At 73.9% G+C, this 14,539-nt stretch carries 11 protein-coding genes; 8 read left to right on the top strand and 3 right to left on the bottom strand.

From position 1 onward, the window contains the following. The first annotated feature begins 10 nt into the window (after positions 1 to 10). From BLV02_RS23020 to BLV02_RS23000, 5 genes are all read left to right on the top strand, one after another. Positions 11 to 1,054 carry a LacI family DNA-binding transcriptional regulator gene (locus BLV02_RS23020; protein WP_216093994.1) on the top strand — a complete coding sequence of 348 codons (1,044 nt, stop codon included), beginning with the start codon at positions 11 to 13 and terminating at the stop codon, positions 1,052 to 1,054. Positions 1,055 to 1,549: 495 nt separating this feature from the next. Further along, positions 1,550 to 2,953, top strand: a complete 1,404-nt coding sequence (locus BLV02_RS36700; protein WP_176986538.1) for an ROK family protein — start codon at positions 1,550 to 1,552, stop codon at positions 2,951 to 2,953. Beyond that, complete coding sequence (locus BLV02_RS23010; protein ID WP_069109425.1) at positions 2,946 to 3,542, top strand: D-sedoheptulose-7-phosphate isomerase; 597 nt, start codon at positions 2,946 to 2,948, stop codon at positions 3,540 to 3,542. Before BLV02_RS36700 ends, BLV02_RS23010 begins: the two co-directional genes overlap by 8 nt. After that, on the top strand, positions 3,539 to 6,079 hold the full coding sequence (locus BLV02_RS23005; protein WP_083288250.1) for an alpha-mannosidase: 2,541 nt from the start codon (positions 3,539 to 3,541) through the stop codon (positions 6,077 to 6,079). The genes BLV02_RS23010 and BLV02_RS23005 overlap by 4 nt, the downstream gene beginning before the upstream one ends. Continuing rightward, on the top strand, positions 6,069 to 7,976 hold the full coding sequence (locus tag BLV02_RS23000) for a YyaL domain-containing protein (protein ID WP_069109426.1): 1,908 nt from the start codon (positions 6,069 to 6,071) through the stop codon (positions 7,974 to 7,976). The genes BLV02_RS23005 and BLV02_RS23000 overlap by 11 nt, the downstream gene beginning before the upstream one ends. 62 nt (positions 7,977 to 8,038) lie before the next feature. On the opposite strand, the gene soxR is transcribed toward BLV02_RS23000, so the two are convergent. Continuing rightward, the gene (gene soxR, locus BLV02_RS22995) at positions 8,039 to 8,515 is read right to left on the bottom strand and encodes a redox-sensitive transcriptional activator SoxR (protein ID WP_069109427.1); all 477 of its coding nucleotides are present in this window, start codon (positions 8,513 to 8,515) and stop codon (positions 8,039 to 8,041) included. Between the two features lie 125 nt (positions 8,516 to 8,640). Between soxR and BLV02_RS22990 the strand changes: the two genes are divergently transcribed. Beyond that, positions 8,641 to 9,621, top strand: a complete 981-nt coding sequence (locus BLV02_RS22990; RefSeq protein WP_069109428.1) for a zinc-binding dehydrogenase — start codon at positions 8,641 to 8,643, stop codon at positions 9,619 to 9,621. A 77-nt stretch (positions 9,622 to 9,698) separates the two neighbouring features. Here BLV02_RS22990 and BLV02_RS22985 read toward each other — a convergent pair whose 3' ends face one another. Then, positions 9,699 to 10,967, bottom strand: coding sequence for a PP2C family protein-serine/threonine phosphatase (locus tag BLV02_RS22985; RefSeq protein WP_069109429.1), 1,269 nt, complete (start codon positions 10,965 to 10,967; stop codon positions 9,699 to 9,701). Positions 10,968 to 11,506: 539 nt separating this feature from the next. Here BLV02_RS22985 and BLV02_RS22980 point away from each other — a divergent pair. After that, on the top strand, positions 11,507 to 12,061 hold the full coding sequence (locus BLV02_RS22980) for a hypothetical protein (RefSeq protein WP_141711383.1): 555 nt from the start codon (positions 11,507 to 11,509) through the stop codon (positions 12,059 to 12,061). 384 nt (positions 12,062 to 12,445) lie between these two features. On the opposite strand, the gene BLV02_RS22975 is transcribed toward BLV02_RS22980, so the two are convergent. Beyond that, positions 12,446 to 13,405 carry an AraC family transcriptional regulator gene (locus BLV02_RS22975; protein ID WP_069109431.1) on the bottom strand — a complete coding sequence of 320 codons (960 nt, stop codon included), beginning with the start codon at positions 13,403 to 13,405 and terminating at the stop codon, positions 12,446 to 12,448. Positions 13,406 to 13,485: 80 nt separating this feature from the next. Here BLV02_RS22975 and BLV02_RS22970 point away from each other — a divergent pair, with 80 nt between their 5' ends. Further along, positions 13,486 to 14,319 carry an NAD(P)H-binding protein gene (locus tag BLV02_RS22970; protein ID WP_069109432.1) on the top strand — a complete coding sequence of 278 codons (834 nt, stop codon included), beginning with the start codon at positions 13,486 to 13,488 and terminating at the stop codon, positions 14,317 to 14,319. Positions 14,320 to 14,539 lie beyond the last annotated feature (220 nt).

Raw genomic sequence — 14,539 nt, 5'->3', positions numbered from 1 at the left:
GAGGCGCAAGGTGGGTCGTCGGGTCAACGGTGACGGCTCGGCAGCGGCCGAGCTGAAGCGCCGCGCCACCATCAAGGACGTCGCCACCGCCGCGGGGGTCTCGCGCTCGACCGCGTCGCGGGCGCTGACCGGGCGCGGCTACGTCGCCACCGACGTGCGCGAACGTGTGCTGGCCGCCGCCGACGACCTGCGCTACGTGCCCGACGCCACCGCCCGGTACCTCAAGCAGCAGGTCTCGCTGTCGCTCGGCGTGCTCGTCTCGGACCTGCGCAACTCGTTCTACGCCCGCCTCGCGGCCGGCGTCGGCCAGGCGGCCCGCACCCAGGGCTACAGCCTCGTCCTCGCCGAGGACGGTGGCTCGGCGGAAGCCCAGGTCGAGGCCGCCGAGACGTTCGTCGCCACCCGCGTCGCCGGCGTCGTCGTCACCCCCGTCTCCGCCGACGTCACCACCTACCTGTCCCGGCACCGCATCCCCGTCATCGAGGTCGACCGTCAGTTCGCCGCCGACGCCTGCGACGCCGTCGTCGTCGACAACCATCGGGCGTCCTCACAGGTCATCGCCGAACTGATCGGCCTCGGACACCGGCGCATCGCGCTGTTCATCGACGAGACCACGTGGACGACCGGCCGCGACCGCCATGCCGGGTACCAGGCGGCGCTGACGGCGGCAGGCATCGCGCTGGACGCCGACCTCGTCGTCTCTTCCGGCTGGGACGTCGACGCCTCCCGCGCCGCGGCGGTGGCGCTGCTCCGGCCGTCCTCGCGACCGACCGCCGTGTTCGCCGCCAACAACGTCCTCGCCGAGGGCGTCTGGCGGGCGGCGAACGACCTCGGGCTGCGCATCCCCGACGACCTCTCCCTCGTCTCCTTCGACGACGCGCCCTGGATGAGCCTCGTGACGCCCGGGCTCACCGCCGTCGCGCAGGACGAGGCCGCCCTGGGCCACGCGGCGGTACGACGGCTGCTGGAGCGCATCGCCGACCCCGACGCCGGCCCCGAGACCGTGATGATGCCGACGCAGATCGTGCATCGCCAGTCCACCCGCGCCGTCTGAAGGCCGTCCTCACGACGGGCGGCCCTCGCCCACCCCTCCGCCGTTCTCCGGCTGAAGCGCCGCTCGGTCCGTTGGAGCGCCGCTCTCCGGCTGAAGCGCCGCTCGGTCCCGTTGGAGCGCCGCTCGCCGCCTGGAGCACCGCCGGCCCGTTGGAGCGCCGCTCTCGGGCTGAAGCGCCGCTCGGTCCGTTGGAGCGCCGCTCGCCGCCTGGAGCACCGCCGGTCCCGTTGGAGCGCCGCTCGCCGCCTGGAGCACCGCCGGCCCGTTGGAGCGCCGCTCTCGGGCTGAAGCGCCGCACTGCGCCTGGGTGACGCCCGTCCTCCGGGCCTCACGCAGTCACGTTCAGACCGCCGGCTCCATGCACCTGTGGGAACGATCCCTCTTGACTCGGTCAGGGTGCACTTGTCATGATGCGGAGGCCACCTGGGATCGATCCCACGTGGAGCGGGGCGCCGAGGCCGACGTCCCTGAGACGGGGACGGAGAAGCGGACCGGATGGACGAGCAGGATTCCCGCGCATCGGGGCGGGCGGTGCTGTCGCTGGACATCGGCGGCACCAAGCTGGCCGTCGGCGTGGTCACGCCGGACGGCGCGGTGCACGGCCTGATCGTCGAGCCGACGCGGCGCTGGGAGGGCCCGGACACGGTCATCCGCCGGCTGTTCGACCTCGGTCACCGGGCCGTCGCCGCAGCCGCGCTCGACGAGCCGATCGCCGCCGTCGGGATCTCGTGCGGCGGCCCGCTCGACAGCGCGACCGGCGTGCTCATCTCGCCGCCGCACCTGCCGGGCTGGATCGACGTGCCGCTGGGTGAGCTGACGCGGCAGGAGTTCGGTGTGCTGGCGTACCTCGAGAACGACGCGACGGCGGCCGCGCTCGGTGAGCACCGGTTCGGCGCGGCCCGCGGCCTGAGCACGATGATCTACCTGACCATCTCGACGGGCGTCGGCGGAGGCGCGGTCATCGACGGACGGCTGCACCGGGGCGCCGCGGGCAACGGCGGCGAGCTGGGCCACCTCATGGTCCGTCCCGGCGGACGGACGTGCTCGTGCGGGCGCCGCGGCTGTCTCGAGGCGTACGTGTCCGGGACGAACATCGCTGAGCGCGCGGCGGAGGGCCTGCGCGCCGGCGCGACCTCATCCCTGCGCGTTGCCGACCCGGGCCCCGCGGACCCGCGTCCCGCGGACCTGCGCCCCGCGGACCCGCGTCCCGCGGACCTGCGCCCCGCGGACCCGCGCCCAGCCGACCCGCACGACGCGGACCCCGGCCCCTCGGGCCCGCGCTCCGCGGACCCGGGCCCTGCGGACCCGCACCCCACCGTCGACCCTCACCCCGCCGACGCCACGTCGCTGACGGCGGCCGACGTCGCCGCGGCGGCACGGGCCGGCGACGCGTTCGCGCGGGAGATCTGGGCCGAGACCACCGACGTGCTGGGCCAGGCGGTGACCGATCTGGTGAACGTGTTCGAGCCGGACCTCGTCGTGCTCGGCGGCGGCGTCACCCGGGCCGGCGCGATGCTGCTCGACCCGGTCGCCGAGGCGGTCGCCCGCGACGCCATGCCGCCCGCGGCGAAGGCGGCGCGCGTCGTGCTGGCAGGGCTCGGCGACGTCGTCTGCGTCGTCGGCGCCGGCGTCGTCGCACTGGACGCACTCGACGCAGCGGACGGGCCGCATGCACCGGCCGCGTCGGCCGCGTCGGCCGCGCCGCACGGGCTGGACGCGCCGCATGGGCTGGACGCGCCGCATGGGCTGGACGCGCCGCATGGGCTGGACGCGCCGCACGGGCCGCACGCGGCGGACCGGTCGCACGCGCCGCACGCGCCGCACGCAGCGGACGCGCCAGGTGACCGCGCGGCGCACGCTCCGCAAACGTCGGCCGCACGGGAGGACGACCATGCCTGACCAGCTCGAACGGCACCTCGCCGATCACGTCGTCGCCGCCGAGGCCATGCGCGCCCTGCTCCCCGGCATCCGCGACGTCGCCGATCTCATCTGCCGCGCCTTCGCCGCCGGCGGAGTCCTCTACACGTTCGGCAACGGCGGGAGTGCGGCCGACGCCCAGCACTTCACCGGCGAGCTGATCGGTCACTACGACCGCGACCGCCGGCCGCTGCCGGCCGTCACGCTCACCACCGACCCCACCGTCATGACCTGCATCGCCAACGACTACACCTACGCCGACACCGTCGCCCGCCAGATCGAGGCGCTGGCCCGCCCGGGCGACGTCGTCGCGGCGTTCACCACCAGCGGCCGGTCACCGAACGTCGTCGCCGGGCTGGAGGCCGCCCGCAAGAACGGCGCCACTACGGTGCTGTTCGGCGGCGGTGACGGCGGACCCGCCCGCGCGTACGCCGACCACGTCCTGCTGGCGCCGTCCACCCAGACGCCGCGCATCCAGGAGATGCACACGCTCGCCCTGCACCTGATCAGCGAGATCGCCGACGCCTGGGCCGCCGGCACCGAGAGCGCACCGGAGGAGCCGACCGCATGAGCACCGACGACTTCCGGCCGCCGGCCATGCGCCGGCGCACGCTGCACATGGTGGGCAACGCACACCTCGACCCGGTGTGGCTGTGGCCGTGGCAGGAGGGCTACCAGGAGGCACGGGCGACGTTCTGGTCGGCGATCCAGCGCATGGACGAGTATCCGGACTTCGTCTTCACCTGCGATCAGATCGTGCTGCTGGCGTGGGTCGAGGAGCAGGATCCGGAGCTGTTCGAGCGCATCCGTGAGCGGGTCGCCGAGGGCCGCTGGGTCATGACGGGCGGCTGGTGGGTCGAGCCCGACTGCAACGTGCCCGGCGGCGAGTCGTTCGTCCGCCAGGGCCTGTACGGGCAGCGCTATCTGCACGAGAAGTTCGGCGTCATCGCGACCGTCGGCATGAACGCGGACCCGTTCGGGCACAACGCCATGCTGCCTGCCGTCCTGCGCGGCCAGCGGATGGACTCCTACACGTTCCTGCGCCCCGGCCCGCACGAGAGCGACCTCGACGGGACGGCGTTCTGGTGGGAGGCGCCGGACGGCAGCCGCGTGCTGGCGTACCGCATCCCGTTCGAGTACTGCAGCCCGCCGGGCGACGTCGCGCACCAGACGGAGAAGTCGCTGGGCCAGCTGGACCGCTCGCTCGGCGATGTCATGATCTTCTACGGCGTCGGCAACCACGGCGGCGGACCGACGAAGGCCAACATCGAGTCCATCCACCGCCACGACCAGCGGGGTTCGTACGGAAGGATGATCATGTCGTCGCCGCGCCGCTACTTCGACGAGCTGATCGCCCGCGGCAGGGCCTCCGGGCTGCGGGTCTGGCGCGACGACCTGCAGCATCACGCGTCCGGCTGCTATTCGGCGCACTCCGGCATCAAGCAGTGGGTGCGACGGGCCCAGGCGGCGCTGCTGTCGGCGGAGCGCTGGGCCGCCGTCGGCTCCGTCGTGCACGGCGACGCCTACCCGCGCGACGAGCTGGGGCACGCGTGGAAGCAGCTCCTGTTCAACCAGTTCCACGACACCCTGCCCGGATCCGCGATCGAGCCGGCCTACGACGACGCTCGTGACCAGCTCGGCGAGGCGGTCGCCATCGCGAAGCGGATCATCACCCGCGTCCACAACCGCATCGCCCGCGACGTCGCCGTCCCGTTCGAGGACGGCACCCAGCCGGTGCTCGTCTTCAACCCGCACCCGTGGCCGGTCTCGACCGACATCGAGCTGCAGTACGGCGTGCAGCCGACCGGCGTGCACGTGGTCGACGCGGACGGCGGGCTGGTGCCGTCGCAGCGAACCCAGTCCGTGGCGACGACGAACGACAAGGGCCGCGGCGCCGTCGTGTTCCGGGCCGACCTGCCGCCGCTGGGCTATCGCCTGTATCGGCTGCTTCCCAGGACCGCCGGCAGCCTGACGTGGGCCGATGGCGCCGCGCCGGGCACGCTGAGCGCATCCGAGACGGTCCTCGAGAACGACCTGCTGCGCGCCGAGCTGGACCCGTCCACCGGCTGGCTGTCGAGCCTGCTCGACAAGCGCACGGGGGTCGACCTCGTCGCCGGCGCCGCGGGCGAGCACACCCAGGTCAGCGAGGACCCGACGGACACCTGGGGTCACGGCGTCGTGACCTACGCGTGGCCGGGCGAGGCGATGAAGACGACCCGCATCGTGCTGCGCGAGAGCGGTCCGGAGCGGGCCCGGCTGCGGGTGGAGCGGTCGTGGGGCCGGTCCACCATGACCGAGGAGTTCATCCTCCGTCAGGGTGCCGACGAGCTCGAGGTGCGGGTCACGATCGACTGGCGCGAGCAGGCGCACCTGCTCAAGCTGCGGTTCCCGGTCGCGCTGGCCGACCCGGAGGCGACCTACGAGATCCCGTTCGCGACGCTGCGGCGGCCGGTCGACGGCGCCGAGGAGCCCGGGCAGTCGTGGGTCGACCTCAGCTCGGGCGGGGCGGGGCTCGCCGTGGTGAACAACGCCAAGCACGGCTACGACGTGTCACCGGCGTCGGCCGGGGCGTCGCCGTCCATCGGCATCACGGCGGTCCGCAGCCCGGTCTACTCGTGGCACGACCCGCGGCTGCTCGACCCCGACGGCTTCTACTCGTTCCAGGACCAGGGCGTGCAGCGGTTCACGTACCTGCTGGTCCCGCACGCCGGCGACTGGCGGGCCGCGAGCCTCACCCGGCGGGCGGCGGTGCTCGGCTCGGCGCCGCGGGCGATGCTGGAGAGCTCGCACGACGGCTCGCTGCCCGCCACCGGGAGCTTTGCGGCCGACGACGGACCGGTGCTGATCACCGCGGTCAAGGGCGGCGAGAACGGCGACCCGGCCGCGCCCGACCTCATCGTCCGCGCCGTCGAGACGACGGGGACGGCGGTGACGGCCGCGCGGCTGGCGCTGCCGCTGGTCGAACGGGTCGTCGAGGCGGACTTCGGGCCGTACCAACTGCGGACGTTCCGGGTCCCGCGCGATCCCGCCGCGCCGGTCGTCGGCGTCGACCTGCTCGAGTGGCCGGTCGACGCCGAGGTTCCCGGTTCGCCGTCCGATGACGACTGAGCCGGCGCCGGTCCTGCGGCTGGAGGCAATCGACGCCGGCGGGACGGTGGTGGGGGCGGCGGCCGGAACTGCGGGCGAGGTCGTCGCCGGCCCGTTCACCGTCGATGTGACGACCGGGCCGCCGAGCGCTGCCGGGCTGGTCGACGTCACGCTGTCCGTGGCCGTGAGCGCGCCGTTCACCGGGCACCTGCGCCTGGTCGCGGCCGTCGCCGACGCGGCCGAGCCGTGGTGGCTGATCCCCGGCCTGTTCTACGGCGAGAACCGTCCCGCCGACTGCGACCGCCGGTTCCCGCGGTTCGAGGCCGGCGCCGACGACCCGGCCGGCATGGTCAGCGACCACTGGTCGTTCCGGTCCGACCGCGCCGCGACCCCGGCGGCCTTCGCCTGGGGCGCGTCCGGCGGGACGATGATCGGGACGGACGAGACCTCGCCGGCCGGACCGACCGGCGTCGGGCTCGCCCATCGCGGCGACGTGGCCGAGGTGCACGTCGTGTTCCCGTTCCGCGAGGACCCGGTCACCTACTACGGGTCCGCGACGCCGCTGCCCGCGACCTCGGCGACGTACACCTGGGGGCCGGGTGGACGGGTCGAGCTGCGGGCCGTCGTCGCGACGTTGCCGGCCGACCGCCATGCCTACGCGCCGATCCTGCGCGCCCTCCACGAGCGGAGCCGCCCGCTGCATCCCGTCACGCCGTGGGTGACGGTGCCCGAGGCGGCCGACATCGCCGCCGAGGGACTGGTCCGCTGGCACTACGACCCCGATCCCGGCGTGCTGCTGGAGACCGTCGGCTTCGACCGCGAGGTCACCGGCGGCGACGGCCGCCCCGTCGACCGTCAGGCCATGCACGTCGGCTGGGTGAGCGGCATCCCGTGGGCGTACGCGCTGCTGGCGCACGGCCGGCGGACGGGGTCGGTGCCGGCCGTGGACGCGGCGACGCGGGTCATCGACTTCTGCTGCGCGAACCTGTCGCCGTCCGGCACGTTCTGGGGACGGTGGGAGCGGGCCGGCGGGTGGACGCAGAGCTGGACGCCGATCCGGGGCGGTCTGCACGCGCGGACCCTCGGCGAGGCGACGCTGTTCCTGCTGCGGGCGCTGGAGGTCGACGAGCGTGCGACCTGGGCGGCCGCGGCGCGGTCCAACCTGGACGTCGTCCGCGACCGGCAGCGCGCCGACGGCAACCTCGGCTCCGTCCATGACGCCGCCGACGGACGGGTGCTGTCGTGGGCCGGCGCGTCCGGGCTGACCTGGATCGCGGCGTTCTGCTCGGCCGCTCGTCTCGACGACGACGGCTCGTACCTGGCGGCCGCCGTCCGGGCCGGCGAGTACTACGCGCGGTTCGTCGAGCGCGAGTTCATCCATGGCGCCCCCGAGGACGTCGACCTCGCGCCGACGTCGGAGGACGGCTACGCGGCGGTCATGGCGTACGTGGCGCTGCACCGGCGGACGAGCGACCCGCGCTGGCTCTCGCTTGCGCGCCGGGCCGCGGACTGGATGCTGACGTTTCGTTACACCTACAACGTGCGGTTCGCCCCCCGCACGCCGCTCGGCGTCTACGGCTTCGCCACCCGCGGCGGCGACCAGGCGTCGCCGTCCAACCAGCATCTGCACGCGTACGGGCTGGTATGCACGCGCGAGCTCGCCGAGCTCTCCGCCGCGACCGGCGACCCGCACTATCGCGAGCGCGCCGACGAGGCGCTGGACTGCTTCCGCCAACTGCTCGCGACCGCCGACGGTGAGCTGAACTCGTACCGCGGCATGATCACCGAGCGCTACTACCAGACCGAGTGCTTCCAGCCGAAGGGCATGGTGCTGACGCTGTCGCACGCGTGGAGCGCCGGGGTGCTGCTGCTGGCGTGCGAGCAGGTCATCGCCGGTGCGGGAGGGTCGGACGGCTGACCGCCTGGCCGTCGGCCGGCTGTGTCGCCGGGTTGCCGGGTCGCCGTACCTCGGCCGGCCGGTCAGTCGCAGCAGACCCCGTCGTCGTCCTCGATCAGCCGCCGCGGTCCCGGACCGTGCTCCCCCAGCTCGTCGTGCATGTTCGCCAGCCTGCAGTTGCGCAGCGACAGGCAGCCGCAGCCGATGCAGTCGGTGAAGTCGTCGCGCAGTTGCTGCAGCCGCCGGATGCGTGCGTCGAGGTCGGCCTGCCACTGTGAGGACAGCTCCGCCCAGTCCTTCTGATTGGGCGTGCGGCCGTCGGGCAGGCAGGCCAACGCGTGGTTGATCTCGGCGAGCGGGATACCGACTCGCTGGGCGATGCGGATCAGCGCGACCCGTCGCAGCACCGCACGCTTGTATCGTCGCTGGTTGCCCGAGGTGCGCCGGGACGTGATCAGGCCCTGCCGCTCGTAGAAGTGCAGCGCCGACACCGCGACGCCGCTGCGTTGGGACAGCTCGCCGACGGTCAGCTCGGACTTGTTCCACGCGACGGTGTCCACGGCGGCGGCTCCTCGACTTGACCTCAACTTAGATTCAGGTTTTAGCGTAGCGGTGACAGCATGCGAAGCCAACGGGCGCCGCGCCTGCTGATTCGGTCGGCGGCGCCACGACGCGGAGGACCCTGATGCACGCGATCCGTCTGCACGAGTTCGGCCCGGCCGAGAACCTGCGCTACGAGGAGGTGCCCGATCCGGTGCCGGCGGCCGGCCAGCTGCGCGTCGCCGTCGAGGCCAGCGGCGTGCACCTGATCGACACGACGCTGCGCTCGGGTCAGGGCGGCGGCGGTCCGCTGCCGTTGCCGGCGCTGCCGGCGATCCCCGGCCGTGAGGTCGCCGGCGCCGTGGACTCCGTGGGCGACGGCGTCGACCCGGCGTGGGTGGGCCGGCGGGTCGTGGCGCACCTCGGTCAGGCCAGCGCCGGGTACGCGCGGCTGGCGGTCGTGGCGGCCGAGTCGGCGCACGTGCTGCCGGACGGGCTCGGCGCCGACGCCGCGGTGGCGATGATCGGGACCGGGCGGACGACGGTCGGTGTCCTGGACCGCGCCTTCCTGACCAGCGATGACGTGGTTCTGGTCACGGCCGCGGCGGGTGGGGTGGGCAGCCTCCTCGTCCAGGCGGGGCGCAACGCCGGCGCCGTCGTCGTCGGGGCGGCCGGGGGTCCGGCGAAGGTGCGGCAGGTCCGCGACCTCGGCGCCACGCACGCCGTCGACTACACCGATCCGGCCTGGCCGGACCACGTCCGCGCCGCCCTCGGCCCGCTCGCCCCGACCCTGCTCCTCGACGGCGTCGGCGGCCCGCTCGGACTCGCGGCCATGGACCTCCTCGGCGCCGGCGGACGGCTCGTCATGTTCGGGTGGTCGTCCGGAGAGATCCTCCCCTTCGCCTCCTCCGACCTCGTCGAGCGTGCCCTGACGGCGTCGTGGCCGATCAGCCGGCACCAGGTCGGGCGGCCCGGATTCCTGCGCGGACTGGAGACGCGGGCGCTCGCCGAAGCCGCCGCCGGCCGGCTGGTCCCGTTGGTGCACCGGTTCCCGCTCGAACGCGCCGCCGACGCCCACTCCGCCCTCGAGTCCCGGCAGACGACGGGCAAGGTCGTGCTCGTCTGACGGTGCTCGCGGGACGCCGCGCCCCGTCCGCAGACGGCGCGAGCGAGCCGCGCGCGTCCCGGCCGAGCAACCCGCGCCTACCCGGCGCAGAGCAGCCCGGGGAAGCCGACCTCGTCGCCGAGCCATTCGTCGCCGTCGCCGTTGTCGGTCTCGGTGGTCTCGGAGGCCTCGCGCTGGTGCGCCCGGCAGGCGCGCAGCCGCAGCGTGTCGATCACCTGCTCGGCGTCGGAGAGGTCGCTGGCGGCGATGGTCGCGCCGACCTCGTGGCGATACACCGTCGGCAACGCGTCGAGTGGCAGGCCGCCGGGCACCGCGTACAGCTCAGACAGGTGCACGGGGCCGAGCTCGTGCCGGACGCCCTGGTAGATCGCCACCTGACCGTTGCTGACGCCGACGTAGTACTGGTCGCGGACCCAGCCGTTGGCGAACGTCAGGCCGGCCCAGCCGACCGCCATCACCGCGGCGACCGCGATGGCCGGCCGCAGCCAGCGCCGCCGCCGGCGCCGTCGGGCACGGGGCGCGTAGCGCATGGTCTCGGCATCGTGCGGCGACTCAGACGGCTGGGCGTCCTCGAGGCTCTCGGCGGCGGATCCGACGACGTACGACTCGGTCGCCGTGTCCGTGCCGTCGGCCTCGACGATCTCGCCGACGACCGCGGTGACGTTGTCGGGCGCGCCGGAGTCGAGGGCCATCGCGACGAGCTGGCCGGCCGCGTCGTCGACGGTGTGGGCGCGGGCCAGCGCCGCCTCGATCTCCTGGTCGGTGACGACGTCGGAAAGGCCGTCGCTGCAGATCAGGAGCCGATCGCCGGCCTGCACGTCGATGATCGAGTAATCCGGGTGGATCGGCGACAGCCCTTGCAGCACCTTCGTCACGACGGAGCGCGCGGGATGCTCGCGGGCGTCCTCGGGCGTGATCCGGCCGTCGTCGACCAGCGACTGGACGAACGTGTGGTCGCGGGTGATCTGCGTCAGCGACCCGTCGCGTAGCAGGTAAGCGCGGGAGTCGCCGATGTGCCCGAGCGCCAGCTGCACGCCGTTCCACAGCAGCGCCGTCGACGTCGTGCCCATGCCGGCGCGGGACGGATCGGCGCGCGCCATGTCGTCGATGCGGCCGTTCGCGGCGCTGACGGCGGCCGACAGGACGTCGATCGGGTCGCCATCGGGCAGCTGATCGGCGTTGACGAGTTCGTCGATGGCCGCCCGGCTGGCGACCTCACCCGCTGCGTGGCCGCCCATACCGTCGGCGACGGCCAGAAGGTACGGGCCGGCGTAGCCGGAATCCTCGTTGCCCTCCCGGACCAGGCCGACGTCGGAACGCGCGGCATAGCGCAGCGTCAGCGGCATCGATTCCCTACTCCCGCACCCATTGAGGCGCCGGGGGCCTGGAGAGCGCCCACACGCCGCCTCCCCCCAGAGACTTGTCGATCACAGCGGATCGTAGCCGCCCCCGGTTCCTGACCGTGGAGACGCCACGCGGACGGGCCTTGTCCACAGCCCACTCCGATCTGCCGACTTGTCCACAATTCCGGGTTCGGCGGGAGCGGGCGGAGGCCGGTTCGGCGAACGATGAAGGGGTCCGGCCGGGAGCGGTCGGACCGAGGTGCCAAGCCTCGTCGGTTTCGTCGGAGAGGACGCTATTCATGCAGCTCATCAAGGGTGCCGCCGTGTGCGGCGTGACGGTCGCGGCCGTGGTCGCAGGAGCGGTCGCCGCTCCCGTGTGGGGCACGGCTGGGCCGGCGGAGAGTCCGCTGGCCGCGGGGGCGGCGACGGGACAACCGCCGGTGCGTGTGGTGACGGAGCCCGGGCCGGCTCGGGCCGCACCGAGACCCGCGGCGGTGGTGAGGGGTGCGGCGGCCGCGACGGTCACGGAGGCTGTGACGGGCGTGGCGGCAGCGACGGAGGTGGCGGTGACGGGCACGGCGGCGACGGGCGCGGCGCCGGCCGCCGGAGCGCCGATGAAGACGGCCTCCGTCCCGGGCTGGACGGTCGACTGCAGACCCACCCCGCCGCCCCGGCACCGCCAGCTGCTCGACGGTTTCGCGCTCGGCTGGGTGCCGCCGGGCATCGGCCCACTCGTCACCGACTTCGAGTACGAGTGGGACGACGTCGGTTTCCGGTCGCGGGTCTGGGAGTCCGGCCCGTACCCCGACGACTCCTACCGGGTCGACCTCCAGGTCACGGTCATGCGCAGCCCGGCGTTCACCGATGCGGCGGCGCTGCGGGGCTTCCTGGTCGAGTACCTCGAGCGGGATCCCATCAGCTGGGCCACCGAGCCGTTCGCCCACCCCGACGGCCCCGGCTTCACCGACGTCGGGGAGCTCTTCTGGCTCGCCGCACCCGGGGTCGCGGTCCGCGTCTTCGGTGGCGGTGAACAGGTCGACTTCCGGGACCTCACCCGGACCGCCTGTGCCGCACGGCAGGTGCTGCCGATGCGCTGACCCCTGGAGGCCGCCAGACGTGGACCGTTGACAAGGAAGGACGAGATGACGATGACCTGACGACGAAATGGACGCGCGCTGCCGGGTCCAACGCCGGTACCGGTGCACCGTGTCGACGAGGCCGGTACCGGCAGCGACGGGCGCGCCGTGTGGTCGAAGCCTGGCGCTGGGAGAGACCAGTGCGCCGGGGTGGTGCGGGTGGCTGACGGACTCCATCCGCCGGCCGTGCCCGGACCCGTACCCAGGCCAGCGGTGGGTGTGCCGGATGGCCCTCGCCGGCCTGGGCCCGGGCTGTGGTCGCCCGGGGCGTGGCAGGCGACACGACGACGCCGTTCGACCGCATCGAGCCCGGCCTCAGCGACTGGGCGCCCGGCGAAGAGCGCGTCAGCCGGCGGCGTTGCGCGCGCGGCGGGTCGGTTCGGGAGCCGGGCGGGCGATCGCTCGATGCTGCGACGGCGTCAGCCCGCGGCGTCGCTTGAACGCGGCGCTGAGCGCGAACGCGCTCCCGTACCCGACCTGCCGGGCGATGCTCTCGACCGTCGCATCAGTCTCGCGCAGCAGGTCGGCGGCGATCGACAGGCGCCAGCCGGCGAGGTAGCTCATCGGCGACTCGCCTACGCGGGCGGTGAAGTCGCGGGCCAGCAGCGCCCGGGACACCCCCGTCGCGGCGGCGAGCGAGCCGACCGTCCACCCGTGACCGGGATCGTCGTGGAGGCGGCGGAGTGCCTGGCTGACCGTCGAATCGTCCAGCGGCGAGTACCAGTGCGGCGCCGATGCCTGTGGCCGCTCGAACCAGCCGCGGAGCGTCGAGACCAGCATGAGGTCGAGCAGCCGGTCGAGCACGACCTGCTGGCCCGGCCGGTCCGCGGCGATCTCGTCGGCCACGAGGTCGAGCATCGGACACACACAGTCGTCCTCGGCGATCACCAGCACCCGTGGCAGCGCGTCGAGCAACCGCTCGCTGATGCCGGTGGCGCCGTCGTACGTCCCGGTCAGCACGACCGTTTCGCCGGCGGCGCCCGGGTCGCAGGTGCGCCCCACGGCGCCGGCTTGCGCGCTCCTGGCGCAGTAGTCGGCCAGCGCGATGGCGTCGTCGGGGCGGGCGTCGGGACCGGCGGCGACGGTGAACGGCTCGGGCCCGCGGACGACGGCGATGTCGCCGGTGCCGACCCGCACGGGGTCGCCGTCGAGCGGGTGCAGCCAGGCGGTCCCGTCGAGAACGGCGAGCAACGTCAGCTCGGCGCCTGTTGCGAACCGCACCGACCAGCGCGAGTCGAGCACCGTCCGCCCGATCAGCGCGCCGCTCGCCCGCACGTCGTCGAGCAGGTCGGTCAGGTGATCCATCCCATCACCGTAGACGATGTCGCATGAATCAGAGTGTCTGGACCATTCAGCGTCCACCGAGAGCGAGGTTGGCTGGCGGCATGACGATTCTCCTCACCGGCGCCACCGGCAAGGTCGGCCGCCGGGTCGCCGCTCGCCTCGACGACCTCCGGGTGCCGTTCCGCCCGGCCAGCCGCACCAGCGCGACGCCGTTCGACTGGACCGACGAGACCAGCTGGCCGGCCGCGCTGGACGGCGTGCGCTCGGCGTTCGTGGTCCCGTACGACGCCGCTCCGGTCACGCGGCCTTTCGTCGATGTCGCGATCAAGAGCGGGGTGGAGCGGATCGTGCTGCTCTCCGGCCGCGGCGTCGACGTGCCCGACTATCTGCCGCCGCACCTGATGGAAGGCAATGCGCACATCGACGGCGAGGCGGCGCTGCGCCCGGCCGCGGTCGAGTGGACGATCCTGCGGCCGGGCTGGTTCGCCCAGAACTTCAGCGAGGGCTTCTTCCGCGACTCGGTGCTGGCCGGTGAGCTGCGGCTGCCCGCCGGCGACGGCGCCGCGAGCTACGTCGACGCCGATGACATCGCGGCGGTCGCTGTGGCAGCGCTGACCGAGGACCGCCACGTCGGGCAGACGTACGAGCTGTCCGGCCCGCGCGCGGTCACGATGGCCGAGGCGGCCGCCGAGATCGCGGCGGCGTCTGGCCGCGACGTCCGCTACACCCACGTCGACCATGACGACCTCGTCCGCGAGTTGGTGAACGACGGCTGGCCCGCCGCCGACGCCGACGAGTACGTGAGCCTCATCGGCCCGATCCGCCGCGGCATCGACGCCCACCTGTCCGACGGAGTGGAACGCGCCCTCGGCCGCCCGCCGCGCGACTTCCGCGACGTCGTGCGGGAGGCCGCAGCGGCCGGGGCGTGGTCCTGACGCGGGTGGGCTGACGTGTCGGCCGGACGCGCTGCGCGGCCGACGTTGGAACGCTGAGCACGCCCACTGGACACGCCGCGCGATGACTTCGGGTGCTGGCAGGTGCCGGTCCGACGCGTTGACGCTCGTCTACGCCGCCGGCGCGCAGCGTAGCGACGCCGGCGGGGTTGGCACGCGGCCAGGCCCACGCGCATGCGCCGACGCCATCGCGTGGGCGGCG

This window comes from Jiangella alba (assembly GCF_900106035.1).
GTDB classification, from domain to species: Bacteria; Actinomycetota; Actinomycetes; order Jiangellales; family Jiangellaceae; genus Jiangella; species Jiangella alba.
Note: the sequence above shows the minus strand (reverse complement) of the source record. Positions and strands in the feature narration are given on the sequence as shown.